This is a genomic window from Buttiauxella gaviniae (assembly GCF_040786275.1).
Classification (GTDB): Bacteria; Pseudomonadota; Gammaproteobacteria; order Enterobacterales; family Enterobacteriaceae; genus Buttiauxella; species Buttiauxella gaviniae_A.
The window spans coordinates 1,861,665-1,879,347 of record NZ_JBFMVT010000002.1 but is presented as its reverse complement, the minus strand read 5'-3'; the positions used below and the strand labels follow the sequence as shown (position 1 = coordinate 1,879,347).

18 protein-coding genes are annotated in these 17,683 nt (G+C 48.4%); 9 read left to right on the top strand and 9 right to left on the bottom strand.

The window, feature by feature from the left end; all coding sequences use genetic code 11:
* Positions 1–251 precede the first annotated feature (251 nt).
* On the top strand, positions 252–1,622 hold the full coding sequence (glmU, locus tag AB1E22_RS09390) for a bifunctional UDP-N-acetylglucosamine diphosphorylase/glucosamine-1-phosphate N-acetyltransferase GlmU (RefSeq protein ID WP_367595094.1): 1,371 nt from the start codon (positions 252–254) through the stop codon (positions 1,620–1,622).
* A gap of 243 nt (positions 1,623–1,865) precedes the next feature.
* Complete coding sequence (gene glmS, locus AB1E22_RS09385; RefSeq protein WP_367595093.1) at positions 1,866–3,695, top strand: glutamine--fructose-6-phosphate transaminase (isomerizing); 1,830 nt, start codon at positions 1,866–1,868, stop codon at positions 3,693–3,695.
* A 66-nt stretch (positions 3,696–3,761) separates the two neighbouring features.
* Here the strand turns inward: glmS and AB1E22_RS09380 are convergent, their stop codons facing one another.
* Positions 3,762–5,033 carry an MFS transporter gene (locus tag AB1E22_RS09380; protein WP_367595092.1) on the bottom strand — a complete coding sequence of 424 codons (1,272 nt, stop codon included), beginning with the start codon at positions 5,031–5,033 and terminating at the stop codon, positions 3,762–3,764.
* 603 nt (positions 5,034–5,636) lie between these two features.
* On the opposite strand from AB1E22_RS09380, the gene pstS reads away from it, so the two are divergent.
* The 5 genes from pstS (at position 5,637) to phoU (ending at position 10,246) form a co-directional block, all read left to right on the top strand.
* Positions 5,637–6,677 carry a phosphate ABC transporter substrate-binding protein PstS gene (gene pstS / locus AB1E22_RS09375; RefSeq protein WP_367595091.1) on the top strand — a complete coding sequence of 347 codons (1,041 nt, stop codon included), beginning with the start codon at positions 5,637–5,639 and terminating at the stop codon, positions 6,675–6,677.
* Positions 6,678–6,835: 158 nt separating this feature from the next.
* On the top strand, positions 6,836–7,798 hold the full coding sequence (gene pstC / locus AB1E22_RS09370; RefSeq protein WP_367595090.1) for a phosphate ABC transporter permease PstC: 963 nt from the start codon (positions 6,836–6,838) through the stop codon (positions 7,796–7,798).
* On the top strand, positions 7,795–8,685 hold the full coding sequence (gene pstA, locus AB1E22_RS09365; RefSeq protein ID WP_367595089.1) for a phosphate ABC transporter permease PstA: 891 nt from the start codon (positions 7,795–7,797) through the stop codon (positions 8,683–8,685). Before pstC ends, pstA begins: the two co-directional genes overlap by 4 nt.
* Before the next feature lie 47 nt (positions 8,686–8,732).
* Positions 8,733–9,506, top strand: coding sequence for a phosphate ABC transporter ATP-binding protein PstB (gene pstB, locus AB1E22_RS09360; RefSeq protein WP_367597353.1), 774 nt, complete (start codon positions 8,733–8,735; stop codon positions 9,504–9,506).
* A gap of 14 nt (positions 9,507–9,520) precedes the next feature.
* Positions 9,521–10,246, top strand: a complete 726-nt coding sequence (gene phoU, locus AB1E22_RS09355; protein WP_034460681.1) for a phosphate signaling complex protein PhoU — start codon at positions 9,521–9,523, stop codon at positions 10,244–10,246.
* A gap of 69 nt (positions 10,247–10,315) precedes the next feature.
* Here the strand turns inward: phoU and AB1E22_RS09350 are convergent, their stop codons facing one another.
* Positions 10,316–10,825 carry a hypothetical protein gene (locus tag AB1E22_RS09350; protein ID WP_367595088.1) on the bottom strand — a complete coding sequence of 170 codons (510 nt, stop codon included), beginning with the start codon at positions 10,823–10,825 and terminating at the stop codon, positions 10,316–10,318.
* Between the two features lie 174 nt (positions 10,826–10,999).
* Here AB1E22_RS09350 and AB1E22_RS09345 point away from each other — a divergent pair, with 174 nt between their 5' ends.
* The gene (locus AB1E22_RS09345; protein WP_367595087.1) at positions 11,000–11,185 is read left to right on the top strand and encodes a YlcI/YnfO family protein; all 186 of its coding nucleotides are present in this window, start codon (positions 11,000–11,002) and stop codon (positions 11,183–11,185) included.
* A gap of 33 nt (positions 11,186–11,218) precedes the next feature.
* Here the strand turns inward: AB1E22_RS09345 and AB1E22_RS09340 are convergent, their stop codons facing one another.
* The 7 genes from AB1E22_RS09340 to AB1E22_RS09310 form a co-directional block, all read right to left on the bottom strand.
* Positions 11,219–11,638 (bottom strand): hypothetical protein, encoded by a 420-nt coding sequence (locus AB1E22_RS09340; RefSeq protein WP_367595086.1) that lies wholly within the window; start codon positions 11,636–11,638, stop codon positions 11,219–11,221.
* A gap of 172 nt (positions 11,639–11,810) precedes the next feature.
* Positions 11,811–12,233 (bottom strand): hypothetical protein, encoded by a 423-nt coding sequence (locus AB1E22_RS09335; RefSeq protein WP_367595085.1) that lies wholly within the window; start codon positions 12,231–12,233, stop codon positions 11,811–11,813.
* Positions 12,234–12,407: 174 nt separating this feature from the next.
* Positions 12,408–12,836: a hypothetical protein gene (locus AB1E22_RS09330; RefSeq protein WP_367595084.1), complete on the bottom strand. Its 429-nt coding sequence runs from the start codon at positions 12,834–12,836 to the stop codon at positions 12,408–12,410.
* Positions 12,837–12,838: 2 nt separating this feature from the next.
* Complete coding sequence (locus AB1E22_RS09325) at positions 12,839–14,005, bottom strand: hypothetical protein (RefSeq protein WP_367595083.1); 1,167 nt, start codon at positions 14,003–14,005, stop codon at positions 12,839–12,841.
* A gap of 338 nt (positions 14,006–14,343) precedes the next feature.
* Positions 14,344–15,600: a PTS ascorbate transporter subunit IIC gene (locus AB1E22_RS09320; RefSeq protein WP_367595082.1), complete on the bottom strand. Its 1,257-nt coding sequence runs from the start codon at positions 15,598–15,600 to the stop codon at positions 14,344–14,346.
* A 12-nt stretch (positions 15,601–15,612) separates the two neighbouring features.
* Positions 15,613–15,900, bottom strand: coding sequence for a PTS sugar transporter subunit IIB (locus tag AB1E22_RS09315; RefSeq protein WP_367595081.1), 288 nt, complete (start codon positions 15,898–15,900; stop codon positions 15,613–15,615).
* A 15-nt stretch (positions 15,901–15,915) separates the two neighbouring features.
* Positions 15,916–16,359, bottom strand: coding sequence for a PTS sugar transporter subunit IIA (locus AB1E22_RS09310; protein WP_367595080.1), 444 nt, complete (start codon positions 16,357–16,359; stop codon positions 15,916–15,918).
* Between the two features lie 270 nt (positions 16,360–16,629).
* On the opposite strand from AB1E22_RS09310, the gene AB1E22_RS09305 reads away from it, so the two are divergent.
* A complete protein-coding gene (locus AB1E22_RS09305; RefSeq protein WP_367595079.1) occupies positions 16,630–17,664 on the top strand; it encodes a LacI family DNA-binding transcriptional regulator in 1,035 nt (344 codons plus the stop codon).
* Positions 17,665–17,683 lie beyond the last annotated feature (19 nt).

Here is a 17,683-nt window from a genome sequence, read left to right as displayed (position 1 = left end):
AACAGGAACAACAAAATATGTGGGGGGGCTTTGTTTCCCGCTGAAAAGAAGTGTTAATCCATAGAGATATATGGCTTTTATCATTTTGGAAGTACTTTTTCCGTACTGATCCACCTACAATTGAGCGCATGGGCAATCAAAAAGCACGGTCGGCGTCTGTTTTTTAGGCGCCACGTTTTTTGTTGCAAAATATGTAGAATTTTCAACGTGAAATCGTTTTACTTCACTCACAATTTAAAGTCAGGACGCGTATGTCAAACAGTGCAATGAGCGTGGTTATCCTAGCCGCAGGTAAAGGGACCCGCATGTATTCAGATCTCCCGAAGGTATTACATACCCTTGCCGGGAAGCCGATGGTTCAGCATGTTATTGATGCCGCGAATAAATTAGGCGCACAGCGCGTGCACCTGGTTTACGGTCACGGCGGTGATTTGCTTAAAAATACGCTTAGCGATGGTTCCCTTAACTGGGTTCTACAGGCAGAGCAATTAGGCACCGGTCACGCCATGCAGCAAGCAGCCCCTTTCTTTGCTGACGACGAAGACGTTCTGATGCTTTACGGCGATGTGCCGCTCATCTCTGTTGAATCTTTGCAGCGCTTGCGTGACGCCAAACCGCAGGGTGGCATTGGATTGTTGACGGTAAAACTGGCTGATCCAACGGGCTATGGCCGTATTGCGCGTGAAAACGGCAACGTGGTCGGCATTGTTGAGCATAAAGACGCGACTGAAGAACAACGCAAAATTGACGAAATTAACACCGGAATTCTGGTGGCGAACGGCGCAGACCTGAAACGTTGGCTGGCGAAACTCGATAACAACAACGCTCAGGGTGAATTCTATATCACTGACATTATCGCCCTGGCGCATCATGAAGGCCGCGAAATTACAGCGGTGCATCCCGATCGTTTAAGCGAAGTTGAAGGGGTGAACAATCGCCTGCAACTGTCACGTCTTGAGCGCGTCTATCAAAGCGAGCAGGCTGATAAACTGCTGCTGGCGGGTGTTATGCTTCGCGATCCGGCGCGTTTCGACCTGCGCGGCGAACTGACGCACGGGCGCGATGTTGAAATTGATACTAATGTCATTATTGAAGGCGCGGTAACGCTAGGTAACCGCGTCAAAATTGGCACCGGCTGCGTGATTAAAAACAGTGTGATTGGCGATGATTGCGAAATCAGCCCTTACACCGTGGTGGAAGATGCAACGCTTGCTGCGACTTGCACCATCGGCCCATTTGCCCGTTTGCGCCCTGGCGCTGAGCTGGCTGAAGGGGCACACGTTGGCAACTTCGTGGAAATGAAAAAAGCGCGTCTGGGGAAAGGTTCCAAAGCGGGCCATCTGAGCTACCTGGGCGATGCCGAAATTGGCGATAACGTGAATATCGGCGCCGGCACTATCACCTGTAACTACGATGGTGCGAACAAATTTAAAACCATCATCGGCGATGACGTGTTTGTAGGCTCTGACAGCCAACTGGTTGCCCCTGTCACCGTTGCGCGTGGCGCAACCATCGCTGCGGGCACCACGGTCACTCGTAACGTGGGTGAAGATGAACTGGTGATTAGTCGCGTGAAGCAGAAGCATATCCAGGGCTGGCAGCGTCCGGTGAAGAAGAAGTAATGCAACTGTGGTGGGTGGCGCTTTGCTTACCCACCCTACGAACACCGCGTGGGTCGGGTAAGCGCAGCGCCACCCGACAGTTCGGGCAATAAAAATTTGGTGAGGGGAAAATATATTCCTCCGCCCATGTAGTACAAAAAAACTATAACCCCACTCTCTACAAGGCTCGGGGCCCCGGATAACCGGGAACATACAGGTCAGCGACAACACATGGCATAACGCCATTATCAGGAATCTAATCTTATGTGTGGAATTGTTGGCGCGGTCGCGCAACGTGATATCGCTGAAATCCTTCTCGAAGGATTACGTCGTCTGGAATACCGTGGTTATGACTCTGCGGGCCTGGCTGTAGTAGATGAAAAAGGTCATATGACCCGTCTGCGCCGTCTGGGTAAAGTGAACAAACTGGCTGAAGCGGCGGCAGAAACTGCGCTGCATGGCGGCACCGGTATCGCTCACACCCGTTGGGCGACGCACGGCGAACCCTCCGAAGTAAATGCTCACCCTCATGTTTCTGACCATATCGTAGTGGTTCACAACGGTATTATTGAAAACTATGAGCCGCTGCGCGAAGAATTACAGGGTCGTGGCTACACGTTTGTTTCCCAGACTGACACCGAAGTTATTGCCCACCTGGTCCATTGGGAACTGGAGCAAGGCGGTACTCTACGTGAAGCCGTGCTGCGCACCATTCCTAAACTGCGTGGCGCTTACGGCACCGTTATCATGGACACCCGCAACCCAGACGTTCTGCTGGCTGCGCGTTCCGGTAGCCCAATGGTTATAGGTTTGGGCATGGGCGAAAACTTTATCGCCTCTGACCAACTGGCACTGCTGCCGGTCACGCGTCGTTTCATCTTCCTCGAAGAAGGTGATATTGCCGAAGTGACTCGCCGTTCTGTCACCGTGTTCGATACCAAAGGTGAGCAGGTTAAACGCCCTGACATCGAATCTAATTTGCAGTATGACGCGGGCGACAAAGGCATTTACCGCCACTACATGCAAAAAGAGATTTACGAGCAGCCAAACGCGATTAAAAACACCCTGACTGGCCGTATTAGCCACGGTGCAATCGATCTTACTGAGCTTGGCCCTAAAGCGAACGAAATGCTCTCCCAGGTTGAGCACATTCAAATTGTGGCGTGCGGGACTTCCTATAACTCCGGTATGGTTTCGCGTTACTGGTTTGAATCCCTGGCAGGCGTACCTTGCGACGTGGAAATTGCCTCCGAATTCCGCTACCGCAAATCAGCGGTTCGCCGCAACAGCCTGATGATCACCCTTTCTCAGTCTGGCGAAACGGCGGATACCCTGGCGGCGCTGCGTTTGTCTAAAGAACTGGGCTATTTAGGTTCACTGGCTATCTGTAACGTTCCAGGTTCTTCGCTGGTGCGTGAGTCAGACCTGGCGCTGATGACCAACGCGGGTACTGAAATCGGCGTGGCGTCTACCAAAGCGTTTACTACTCAGCTTACCGTTCTGCTGATGCTGGTGGCGAAACTGAGCCGTCTGAAAGGTGCTGATGCATCCATCGAGCAAGATATTGTTCACGGTTTGCAGGCGCTCCCGAGCCGTATCGAGCAGATGTTGTCTCAGGATAAGCGCATCGAAGCTCTGGCTGAAGATTTCTCCGACAAGCATCACGCGCTGTTCTTAGGCCGTGGCGATCAGTACCCGATCGCAATGGAAGGCGCGCTGAAGCTCAAAGAGATCTCTTATATTCACGCGGAAGCGTATGCGGCAGGCGAGCTAAAACATGGCCCGCTGGCGCTGATTGATGCAGATATGCCGGTTATCGTTGTCGCTCCAAACAACGAACTGCTGGAAAAACTGAAATCGAACATCGAAGAAGTTCGTGCTCGCGGCGGTCATCTGTATGTCTTTGCTGATAAAGATGCTGGTTTTGCCAGCAGCGACAATATGCACATCATTGAGATGCCACATGTCGAAGAAGTGATCGCGCCTATCTTCTACACCGTGCCGTTGCAATTGCTGTCTTACCACGTTGCGCTGATTAAAGGCACCGACGTTGACCAGCCACGTAACCTGGCGAAGTCAGTAACGGTCGAATAAGCCGTTCTAACTATTAATGTATAAATAAAAAGTCCGGTTTTGCACCGGACTTTTTTTATCTTTAAATCAAACTTCTTCCTGCGTCACCAGCTTTGGTTGTTCCGGGGATTTCAGCAGAATCCATAAGATTATCGCCCCGATAACATCAAACACAGAAAGCACCGCGAACAGCGGGCTGAAACCAACGGTATCGGCCAGCGCACCGACAACCAGTGCAAACATGGTGCTGGCGGTCCAGGCTGCCATGCCGGTAAATCCGTTAGCGGTAGCGACCTCGTTGGAGTCGAACATATCAGAAGACAGTGTGATCAACGCACCAGACAGTGACTGATGAGCAAACCCACCAACGCATAACAGGCCTATAGCCACCATTGGGCTACCGAACAAACCGACCATCCCCGGGAGAATCATCAGCGTGGCACCCATGGTGACCACCAGTTTGCGGGAAACCACGATATTCACCCCGAATACCTTCTGGAACATACCCGGCAGATAACCGCCAATAATGCAGCCAAAATCGGCAAACAGCATCGGAATCCAGGCAAACATGGCGATATCTTTGAGGTTAAAGCCGTATCTGTGCACCATAAACAGTGGGATCCAGGCGTTAAATGTTCCCCATGCCGGTTCAGCCAGGAAGCGCGGTAAAGCGATCCCCCAGAATTTACGCTGTTTCAGCAGGCGACCAATACGGACTTTTTCCACCTTCGGCTTTTGTGGCTGTCCGTTAGTGATATACAGAAACTCTTCTTTAGACAGCGATTTGGTTTTTGCCGGGCGGTTATAGGTGAAATACCAGCCGATAGCCCACATCATGCTCATGATGCCAACCATAATAAACGCCAGTCTCCAGTCCTTAATGTAGATTGCCCACGCCACCAGCGGAGGCGCAATTACCGCGCCAATAGATGAACCTACGTTGAAGTAACCCACCGCGACGGAACGTTCGGTATCCGGGAACCATTCGGTTACTGATTTTAAACCTGCGGGAATCATCGCACTTTCAGCAAAACCACCGAGGCCGCGGAACATTGCCAGGCCTTTCCAGCCGGTCGCAAACGAGGCCCCGATACAGAACGCGCCCCACAGCAGGCCAAAAATGGTGTAACCCACTTTAGTGCCCAATGTATCAAGCAGATAACCGGCAATCGGCTGCGCGATGGTATAGCAGGCGGAGAATGTCGCAATAATGTAAGAATATTGCTGGGTAGTGATGTGAAGGTCACTTTGCAGCGTTGGCGCTGCCGCAGAAATGGTGTTTCTGGTTAAATAACAAAGAATGGTGCCAAGCGTCACCAGAGAAAGCATAAACCAGCGCTTGTGGCCTGTTTTGCGCATAACTAAGTCCCGTATTTCAAGCAATAAGTGGCCTGACCGCTGCAAGGCAGCAGGCAAATAAATAATTCAGAGGAGATAAAAATCAGCGGCGCTTCAGAAGACGTCGTGGATTCTGGGTTGGCCCATCCTGGACTTGTTTTTGTTATGAAGATCACAATACGCAGTGATGATGAACCGGCGTTTCATTTTTATTTGTGATTAATCTCAATTTTTATTGAGTAATCTACCCCCTATGGATTACCTATGTGACGTCCGTCACATTTTTGGTGGTAATGGTATGGGTGATTTTTATAATTTGTATGAATGAGTGGTATGGCGAATAAGAGGTATTACTGAAAAGCGGTATTGAAACGGGGGACGTGCGAGAAGTGATGAAGAATTGTGTCTTAAAGAGAAAAAGATTTAATAGTTTTCTCTACGTTTTTATTGAGATGAAATAAATATAACCATTTGATATTTAATAATTTAATCTCTTGTTTTTCTACGCACTCTCCACTGTCATAAAACTGTAATAATTCGTACATTTAACTGTCACCAAACTGTCCTATTTTCTATCCTGCATCCACTAAACAACGATTTACGTTCACCTCTGCAGGAGACATTATGAAAGTTATGCGTACCACTGTCGCAACTGTTGTCGCCGCGACCTTATCCCTGAGTGCTTTCGGCGCAAACGCCGCTGCAAGCCTGACCGGTGCCGGTGCAACCTTCCCTGCGCCAGTGTATGCCAAATGGGCAGATACCTATCAGAAATCAACGGGTAACAAAGTGAATTACCAGGGTATCGGCTCCTCCGGTGGCGTTAAACAAATCATTGCTAACACCGTGGATTTCGGCGCGTCTGATGCTCCGCTGTCTGATGAAAAGCTGCAACAAGAAGGGCTGTTCCAGTTCCCGACTGTTATCGGCGGTGTCGTTCTGGCCGTTAACCTGCCGGGCGTAAAATCCGGTGAGCTGGTGCTCGACGGTAAAACCCTGGGTGATATCTACCTGGGCAAAATCAAAAAATGGGATGACGAAGCGATCGCTAAACTCAACCCAGGCATGAAACTGCCACAACAGAACATCGCCGTTGTGCGTCGCGCTGACGGTTCCGGTACTTCATTCGTCTTCACAAGCTACCTGGCAAAAGTGAACGAAGAGTGGAAATCTAAAATCGGTGCAGGTTCCACCGTAAACTGGCCGACCGGCCTGGGTGGTAAAGGTAACGACGGTATCGCAGCCTTCGTTCAGCGTCTGCCGGGTTCAATCGGTTATGTCGAATACGCTTACGCAAAACAGAACAACCTGGCTTACACCAAGCTGGTTTCTGCTGACGGCAAGCCAGTAAGCCCGACGGAAGAGAGTTTCAGCAACGCGGCTAAAGGCGCTGACTGGAGCAAAACTTTCGCTCAGGATCTGACTAACCAGAAAGGTGATGATGTGTGGCCAATCACCTCCACCACCTTCATCCTGATTCACAAAGATCAGAAGAAACCTGAGCAAGGCGTTGAAGTGCTGAAGTTCTTCGACTGGGCGTATAAAGATGGCGCTAAACAGGCTAATGACCTGGATTATGCTTCCCTGCCAGATGCGGTTGTTGAGCAAGTTCGTGCAGCATGGAAAACCAACGTGAAAGACAGCTCCGGTAAGGCGCTGTACTAAGTCTATTTTGACGAAAATGGTGGATGTCGCTTACGCTAATCCACCCTACAACTGCTTCAAATTGGTGGATGGCGTTGTCGTTTATCCCCCTACAATAGCCTTCTGTAGGTCGGGTAAGCGCAGCGCTACCCGACATTTCTAAACTAAAAGAGTAAGTTATGGCAGTGAGTAAGCCGGTGTTCAAAGCCCCTGGCAAACAAGGTGATGTCATTTTCAGCGCGCTGGTAAAACTGGCTGCGCTGATTGTGCTATTTCTGCTGGGCGGAATCATCATCTCCCTGATCATCTCCTCGTGGCCGAGTATCGAGAAGTTTGGCTTCTCGTTCTTATGGACCAAAGAGTGGGATGCTCCGAACGATATTTATGGTGCGCTGGTGCCGATTTACGGCACGCTGGTGACCTCATTTATTGCACTGTTAATCGCCGTTCCCGTAAGTTTCGGTATCGCGCTGTTCCTGACGGAGCTGGCTCCGAACTGGCTGCGCCGCCCGTTGGGTATCGCTATCGAACTGCTGGCGGCAATCCCAAGTATCGTTTACGGCATGTGGGGTCTGTTTATCTTCGCTCCGCTGTTTGCGACCTACTTCCAGGAGCCGGTTGGCAACGTGCTTTCTTCCGTACCGATTGTGGGCGAACTGTTCTCAGGCCCAGCGTTCGGTATCGGTATTCTCGCCGCAGGCGTAATCCTGGCGATCATGATCATCCCTTACATTGCCGCCGTTATGCGCGATGTCTTCGAACAAACGCCGGTGATGATGAAAGAGTCGGCCTACGGCATCGGCTGCACCACATGGGAAGTTATCTGGCGCATTGTTTTACCGTTCACCAAAAATGGTGTGATTGGCGGTGTGATGCTAGGACTGGGTCGTGCTCTGGGTGAAACCATGGCGGTGACCTTTATCATCGGTAACACCTACCAGCTCGACAGCGCCTCGCTGTATATGCCGGGGAACAGCATTACGTCTGCCCTGGCGAACGAATTTGCTGAAGCTGAATCTGGCCTGCACACCGCAGCGCTGATGGAACTCGGCCTGATCCTGTTTGTTATCACCTTTATCGTACTGGCTATCTCTAAATTTATGGTTATGCGCCTCGCGAAGAATGAGGGAACACGCTCATGACAACAATGGAAATGCAAAGCCGCGCAGCGTTAGCTGAATCTCGCCGCAAAATGCAGGCGCGTCGCCGCTTCAAAAACCGCATTGCTCTGACGCTATCAATGGGAACCATGGCATTCGGTCTGTTCTGGCTGGTGTGGATTCTGTTTTCAACGGTGACGCGCGGTATCGACGGTATGTCGATTGCACTGTTTACCGAAATGACGCCGCCGCCAAATACCGAAGGCGGTGGCTTAGCAAACGCCCTTGCGGGCAGCGGCCTGTTAATCCTGTGGGCGACGGTATTTGGGACGCCGCTGGGCATCATGGCGGGTATCTACCTTGCGGAGTACGGACGCAAATCCGCTCTGGCTGAAATTATTCGTTTTATTAACGACATCCTGCTTTCTGCGCCGTCAATTGTGGTGGGTTTGTTCGTCTACACCATCGTGGTGGCGAAAATGCAGCACTTCTCCGGCTGGGCTGGGGTGATTGCGTTGGCGTTATTGCAGGTGCCGATTGTCATTCGTACCACAGAAAACATGCTGAAACTGGTGCCAGATAGCCTGCGCGAAGCGGCTTACGCACTGGGCACGCCAAAGTGGAAAATGATTTCTGCGATTACGCTGAAAGCCTCTGTTTCCGGGATTATCACTGGGGTATTGCTGGCGATTGCACGTATCGCGGGTGAAACGGCCCCGCTGCTGTTCACGTCGCTTTCCAACCAGTTCTGGAGCACCGACATGATGCAGCCGCTGGCTAACTTGCCGGTCACCATTTTCAAATTTGCTATGAGCCCGTTTGCCGAATGGCAACAGTTAGCCTGGGCTGGCGTTCTGATTATTACGCTTTGTGTACTGCTGCTGAACATTATGGCGCGCGTGATTTTCTCAAAGAGTAAACACGGTTAAATTTTACGGCGCGGCAACGGCGGCGTCGGATGGAGATTAAGAAACAGATGAGTATGGTCGATACAGCCTCAGGCAAAATTCAGGTTCGCGATCTGAACTTCTACTACGGTAAGTTCCACGCCCTGAAAAACATCAATCTGGATATCGCTAAGAACCAGGTTACCGCATTCATTGGCCCGTCAGGCTGTGGCAAATCCACCCTGCTGCGCACCTTCAACAAAATGTACTCGCTCTACCCGGAGCAGCGCGCCGAAGGTGAAATTCTGCTGGATGGGGAAAATATTCTCACCCAGAACCAGGACATCGCCCTGCTGCGCGCCAAAGTCGGTATGGTATTCCAGAAGCCGACGCCATTCCCGATGTCGATTTATGACAACATCGCGTTCGGTGTGCGTCTGTTTGAAAAGCTGTCACGCAGCGACATGGACGAGCGTGTGCAGTGGGCTTTGACCAAAGCCGCATTGTGGAACGAAACCAAAGATAAATTACACCAGAGCGGATACAGTCTCTCCGGTGGCCAACAGCAGCGTCTGTGCATCGCGCGCGGCATTGCGATTCGCCCGGAAGTGTTGCTGCTTGATGAGCCGTGCTCAGCGCTTGATCCGATTTCTACCGGTCGTATCGAAGAGCTGATCACCGAGCTGAAACAGGATTACACCGTGGTTATCGTTACGCACAACATGCAGCAGGCGGCGCGTTGTTCAGATCACACCGCGTTTATGTACCTGGGCGAGCTGATTGAATTTAGCGAAACCGATACGCTGTTTACCACGCCTGCGAAAAAACAGACTGAAGATTACATTACTGGCCGCTACGGTTGATCCGGGAGAATACAATGGATAGCCTCAATCTCAACAAACACATCTCCGGCCAGTTTAACGCCGAGCTGGAATATATCCGCACCCAGGTTATGACGATGGGTGGGCTGGTGGAGCAGCAGCTTTCTGATGCCATCACCGCCATGCACAATCAGGATGGCGAGCTGGCAAAGCGCGTTATTGAAGGCGACCAGAAAGTAAACATGATGGAAGTCGCGATCGACGAAGCCTGTGTGCGCATCATCGCGAAACGCCAGCCAACCGCCAGCGACCTGCGTCTGGTCATGGCGATCATCAAAACGATTTCTGAGCTGGAACGTATCGGTGACGTGGCGGATAAAATCTGCCGCACGGCGCTGGAGAAATTCTCCCAGCAGCACCAACCGCTGCTGGTTAGCCTGGAGTCATTAGGCCGCCATACCGTGCAAATGCTGCATGACGTGCTGGACGCATTCGCGCGCATGGATCTCGACGAAGCGGTGCGTATCTATCGCGAAGATAAGAAAGTTGACCAGGAATATGAAGGCATCGTGCGCCAGTTGATGACGTATATGATGGAAGACTCACGCACTATTCCCAGCGTGCTGACCGCGCTGTTCTGCGCGCGTTCTATCGAGCGTATCGGCGACCGCTGCCAGAATATCTGCGAGTTTATCTTCTACTTCGTTAAAGGGCAGGACTTCCGCCATGTCGGCGGCGACGAGCTGGATAAATTGCTGGCCGGGAAAGATCCGAAAGAGTGATTTATTGCCGTCATCTGAGTTAATCAGTTCCCTCTCCTTTGGGAGAGGGGATTTATCCACTCTTCTAACTTAATGAATTACTGAAACCTTCTCCCCGCTAATCATCGCCAACCCCTCACCAGTATCAATAAAACGTGGTGCTTTTAAATCGTCGACCAGCAGATTTACCATTTCAAATAACATTCCCGTGATGTGCGCCTTCTGTTCCGCTGACTCCTGATGATTTAACAGCACTATCGTTAGCGCTACACAATATTCACGCAACGTTTCTGAATCCGTCGAAATTGGGCAACGATAGTCGTCTGCATTGATATTATTGACCGTAAGACGCTTGATTAGATGATCGGGTAGCGGCGCTTTGAGTGTTCCTTTCATTACTTCCAGCCCGGCAAGCAAGCGACCACAAAGAGCCATGCATTCAGTGTTGTTATCATTTTCAATTAATGCATCAGCATCGCGCTGGCAACCATCAAGTAACTGAAAAAGATCGTGGGTGGCACCAAGCGGGGTTTTTAACTGCATGGTGATAGCTGACTCGATTTCAGGGCGAGCGATTGTGTTACTATCGGCGTTAGCCATAGCGTTACTCCTTTTAACGTTTTGGTTAGACGCTCCGAATGTGTTGACGCACATCGGAGCGTTGTTTTAAGGTCTGGAAGAGCTCCTTAGTGTTATTCACCTTATAGTAAAGTGAATAACACCTCAATACTGTATAAGCACTATTTTTCATCACATCGAACAAGGGATTCACTCATGGCAACGGGCTATATCAATAATAAATCTCAACAAATCAACGCCCGTATTCCACATGATGTTGTTGAAGAGATGGATGAGTGCCTTCTGGATGATGAGACAAGAGCTAAGTTTATTATTGCCGCTGTTCGTACTGAGATTAAGCGCCGTCAAAAAGGAAAAAAGGCTTCAAACACCGATGAGTGATGATGATTACGCGGCGTAAACCTTTAGCTACATTTAGGGATTAACTACGGTCAGAGTGTAGTCCTTGCTGAATTCGCTAGCAGGGGCAAACATATGTCCATACATTCCGCTACTGATATTTATATTTATAATACCAGGCTTTGTGGGAGTACCGTAAACCTCAACACAGTTATGATCCTTGGTATCTCTTGTGTTTTCTGTAATCATCCAGGAAGGTAACAGACAATTCCGTAAAAAAATTCCCGAATCATTAGGTTCTATAATCCCTGCCTTTCTTTCTACGCCACCAAAAACTCTACCTCTTACGATACTAATCTTTGAAAAATAAGGCATGCCAACTATCGCATCTTTTAACACGCCATTATCAGGAATATATTCTGCTTTGGGGCTTAATAATGTACATGCAGATAAACAAAGCAGGCAAGGAATGAAAATTACGCGTAAATTTAACATTTTTATTTAAGTGGTTTGAAAACCACACCTCCAATGACTATGTTTATAGATTATTCTTAGAGTGATTTTAGTCAGTGAAATCACTCTAAACGGCCCAGCGAGTTAAATGTATTTTTATTGAGGTTGCACAAGGTGCGAAAGGATCTTAGAACATCCTTTCGCGCACTCATCTTTATGCTTGATTAATTTTTAATGTGTAGTCCTTGCTGAAATGACTTGCAGGGGCGATCATGCTTCCGTACATCCCTCCTTTTATGGTTATTTTCAGTACGCCGGATTTTATTGGTGTACCGTATATTTCAACACAGTTATAATTATTGCTATCCCGTGGTTCCATGTCTTTTATTTCCGACTCGGATAACTGGCAATAATGTATGGAAATGCCAGAATCAGTTGGCGAAACAAAACCAGGTTTTCTCGATGTTCCCCTAAAAGCAGCTCCTCCCAGAATGTCAATTTTGAGGCGGTAAGGAACTCCAACGGTTGCACTTTTCAAAACTTCATTATCGGGAATGTATTCTGCTTTGGGGCTTAATAACGTACAAGCATACAAGAAAAGTAGACAAGGAATTAAAATTACGCTTAATTTTAACATTATTATTTAAGTGGTTTGAAAACCACGCCTCCAATAACTATTTTTTATAGATTATTCTTAGAGCGATTTCTAGTTAGTGAAATCACTCTAAACGGCCCAGCGAGATAAATTTATTTTTATTGAGGTTGCACAAGGAGCAAAAGGATCTTAGAAAATCCTTTCGCTCACTAAAATTCATGGCTGATTAATTTTTAATATGTAGTCCTTGCTGAATTCGCTGGCGGGGACAAACATATTCCCATACATTCCACCGCTAATATTTATTTTTATAATACCAGGCTTGGTTGGAGTGCCATATATCTCTACACAGTTATAATTATTGCTATCCATTGGTTTCATGTTTTTGACTCTCCATGCTGGCAATTGACAGTTACGCAGAAAAATACCAGCGTCATCAGGTACAACAAGTCCAACATTTCTTTCCATTCCAATTATTCCAATAACACCTCCACCCAAAATATCTATTTTGTAAAAATATGGTTCACCAACTGTTGCGTTCTTTAACATTTCATTATCAGGAATATATTCTGCCTTGGCACTGAATAGACTACATGCAGATAAACTAGACAGACAAAGTATGAAAATTAAGCGTAAGATCAACATTTTTATTTCAGTGGTTTAAAAACCACCCCTCCAAAAAATCGATGAATGAAAAAAGACAGGTCCTTTTGAGGTTTTATCTGATCTTCAACTTTACCCCATGAAAATAAATCTAAATGAACATGTCCGTTAGTATCTTGCGTAACAGCTCCATCCCACACAATCCAGTGAGTTGGGTAAGTGGCCCGTTCAGATAAACTACCCCGTAATAAGCTGTCATTGATAAGTGAAACAACCTTGTAGCCTTTTCGTACATACTCATTTAAATCATTTATTCCCTGGGGCCCTGCTTGGGTTATTCCAACATTACTGAACACTTTTTCATAGCCCGCTTTCTCAAACCATTGTGTCAGCGTTTGCCACATAGTGATTCCTGCGAGCGGTGAATCGAGTGCATTAAAACTCAAAACGGAATTTTCTGAATCCCTCAACCCTGCCAGGGTCATCCAGTCAAGACCAGATATATTTCCGTAAAAGTGACCAGCGGGATGGCAGCAGCCATTACTCGGTGTTATCTCAAGCTTGCCTATTTTAGTTTTTCCATGTCGCCACAGTTCCTGTGCAATTTGTGCATACACATCGGGCCGATCTTTTTGTAAGCAGTAAAAAAATGCAGCAGGGCCACATACACTAGCGCTTGCTTGATATGGATAAGACCGATGGTAAAACCTGTCTTTAATATCTCTTTCGATTATACCTTTCTCAAACGGATCCTGAGGGCTACCAATGGGATATTCCTGTGCAATAAAAGGTCTTTCCGGTTTAGATATGTTTACCGTAACTGTATTATCTCCTTCACTTTTTAGTTTTGTGGTTGCTGTCGATTCAAAATAACAAGGACTCTCGCGCTTAACGGAAGACCAGGCCTTTCCTGAAGCAAACTCTGCCAGTGTATACATGCGGGTAAAAGGTGTAGGTGAAACACAAACCGTTTTAAGCATCGATTTTCGGTAAAGTGTTACTTCCATAATATAGATAGTTGAAAATGGTTCGCTGATATTTTCCGTTACATGAGGCTGGGTTTCATAATTATCCTGTAGCGGTTGTTGTTTCACATCCACAATAGGATACTTATTTCTTTTTGAATCCATGCGGTAAATGCATAAATCATACAGAATGGAACTCGGGGGAACATTCGAGTTAATGCGGGTGCTAACATAATAAACAGGCATAATCAATCCACCTCAATAGGCAGGTTAATACGTACCATATAGCGACGGTCAGCGGCTCCTGCTTCACAACAACCGCCAAGACTGTCCAATACTCTAACCATTATTTAAATCCTTATGAACACAAAGGCTAAAGATTACAGTCTTGGTTTCAGGGGAAAAGATATCTACATCAGAAATGGTAAATAAAATTTATGATTTGTATTAAAACATACTCGGATATTAGTTAGGCTAAAACAAACAATAAGAGGCAATTCAAAAACCCTGGCGTCAAATCTTCAATAGACAAAAACGCCAGCTAATTGCTGGCGTTTTTGTTAGTAAATGCTCAGGCCAAAATTCTAGCGAACGATAATCCCTAACAGAATGCCCAGCGCACCGAAGTCTGCATCACTGAAGGTGGTGTTAGCGAAGCCGATATCACCCAGCACTGGCAGCAAGAACACTGGTAGGAAGGTAATCAGCAGGCCTTGAGCGAAGGCACCAAAAATGGCTCCACGACGCCCACCAGTCGCGTTACCAAATACCCCTGCCGCCGCGCCGACGAAGAAGTGCGGTACTACGCCTGGAATAATGACCGTCATGTTCAGCAGGTACAGCGCGAACATGCCGATTAAGCCTGCGGCGAAACTGCTCAGGAAACCAACCAGCACCGCGTTCGGCGCATAAGGGAAAACGACCGGGCAATCGAGCGCAGGCTTAGCATTCGGAACCAGTTTGTCGGAAATGCCTTTAAATGCCGGAACGATTTCCGCAATCACCATGCGCACACCTTGCAGAATGATGTACACGCCTGCGGCGAAAGTGATGGATTGCATAATGGAGAACATGAACCAGTTCTTACCACCGCTCAGCTCTTTCACCACATCCGCGCCTGCAAAAAGGCAGGTCACCAGGAAAATAATGCTCATGGTAAAAGAGATGGCGACCGGTGTATCGCGCAAGAACAACAGACTTTTCGGCACGTTCATGTCTTCAGTCGAGTGTTCTTTATTCCCAAACTTGCTGCCGATGAAACCCGCTAATACGTAAGACAATGTCGAAAAGTGGCCGATGGCGACATCATCTGAGCCGGTGACTTTCTTCATGTAAGGGTGAGCAATGGCCGGGAAAAAGACCATCGCCACGCCAACCACCAAAGAGCCAACGGCAATCAGTGTAACGCCCGTCATACCCGCAGTGGCCAGGATCACCGCCACCATCATCGACATAAACAACGTGTGGTGGCCGGTCAGGAAGATAAATTTCCACGGCGTGAAACGGGCAATCAAGATATTGATAACCATAGCGAAGAACATGATCATCGCCATCTCTTTACCGAAGCTTTTCTGCGCGACGGAAACAATAGCTTCGTTGTTAGGCACTACGCCCTGAATACCGAAAGCGTGTTGGAAGATGTTGGCGAAGTCACCCAGGGATGACACCACTAAACCAGCACCCGCCCCCAAAATCACAAAACCCATGATGGTTTTGACGGTGCCTTTAATGCATTCGGTGACCGGTTTTTTCTGCGCAATCAGGCCAATCAAGGCGATTAAACCGACCAGCACTGCCGGTTCGGAAAGCACATCGCTCATCAAAAAACGAAAGAAATCCATTACGACCTCGACTTAAAGTGCGCCTAATTCGGTTAATGCCACGGACAGACGTTCTTTCATGGCTTTCTTGTCGATCATGTTGTCCAGAGCGACGATTTTCCCGGCGACGGACTGGGCGACTAGTTGCTCGGCAATGTCTTTGGTACCAACAAAAATATCGCTCGGCGTGCCTTTGGCGGAACCGAGATCGACATGATCAACTTCTGCAGGGACAGCCAGTTCTTTCAGAATGTTTTTAATGCTCATTTCCATCATCAGACTGGTGCCTAAACCGTTACCGCAAACTACTGTAATTTTCATAATTGTTCCCCTGGATTAATAGCGCGCAATGACGGACAAAATGTCTTGCGTTGTTTTGGCCTGCAAAATGGCCTGAATGTCTTGTTCGTTATCGAATAATTGGGCGAGCTGAGAGATCGCTTCAATGTGGCTGGTGCTGTCGGTTGCCGCTAACACAATCAACAATTTCACCGGATCGTTTTCATCGGCATCGAAATTCACGCCTGAAGTGATAAGCGTCAGTGCCAGAGAGAGTTTGTTTGCACCTTCTTCAGGGCGGGCATGGGGCATCGCAATACCTGGGCCAACTACGTAGTACGGGCCGATCGCTTCATGCGAGCGGTAGATGGCCTCGACATAACGCGGCTCGATAGAACCATTTTCAATCAGCGGACGGCATGAAATCGCCACGGCATCGCGCCAGTCTTTAGCCTGATCGACGACCTGCACAACCTCTGCGGTTAATAGTTTTTTTAACATGCGACTGATAACTCCCGATGATAATTAACAGGAGAGTAGATTTTTAAGTCAGTAATTAATGTGACGCTCATCTCATTTGATAGCGCTACCTGATAGCGCTATCAATGTTTGTGATAGCGCTATCATTTCTTCCCGGTCTGATTTTGGCTATATCCGTTTCGCGCATATACAATGAGCCAGGATATTTGCTACCGTGGCCGAAGAGTTGACGGATTAATGGTGAAATAAAAATAATGAAAACAGCGAGTTGCAATCGTCACGGGAGCCAGAATGGAAAAGATGCGTAAGCGCCGTGGCACCGGACGAGTCACGCTACAAGAAGTCGCCAATTTTGCGGGTGTCGGAACCATGACAGTTTCCCGCGCATTAAGAACCCCGGAGCAGGTTTCTGACAAACTGCGTGAGAAGATAGAACAAGCGGTAGAAGAGTTGGGTTACATCCCCAATCGGGCTGCTGGCGCGCTGGCTTCCGGCCACAGTGATACGGTCGCCGTGCTGATACCTTCTTTGACCGACAAATCCAGCTCACGCTTTATGCAGTCGTTACAGCAAGTGCTGAACAAAAATGAGTTTCAGCTCCTGCTTGGCTGCCACGAACACAATCAGCATAAAGAAGCTGAAATCTTGATGACATTGCTGCAAAGCAACCCGGCTGCGCTGGTGGTTTTTGGCTCTCAACTGGCAGAAAAAACCTACCAAATTCTCGAAAAGACGAACATTCCCACCATTAACGTTGTCGGCTCACCATTTAGCCAGGCGCGGATTACGCTTGAGACGGCATTTTTTGAGGCGTCTCATAAACTGACCGAACACCTGTTGGATCAGGGCTATAAGAATATCGGTTTTATCGGCGCGCACATGGACAACCGCCTGCAACGGCAGCAGTTAAACGGCTGGCATAAAGCGATGCTCAATCGTTACCAGAATTCCGACCAGGTTATCACCACGCCAGATGCCGCCAGCCTGCAGTTCGGGCGTTATGCGTTATCTGAAATCTTACTGCGCCAGCCAGAACTGGATGCCGTGATTTGCAGCCACGAAGAGATTGCGCTGGGTATCATGTTTGAGTGCCAACGGCGCTTGCTGAAAATCCCTGGAAATATCGCGGTGGCTTGTCTCGACGGGTCAGATAGCTGCGATCAAACACACCCGACGCTAACGTCTGTCCGTGTCGATTATAAAAAAATGGGTAAAGATGCAGGTAAGTTGCTGATTGATCTATTGAATGACGAGCGGGATGATGAATTAGATGAAACGCGCGTTGAGCAATTCAGCTACCAGATTGAGTTACGTCGGAGCACCTGAGTGCGGCAATTGTTGGGCG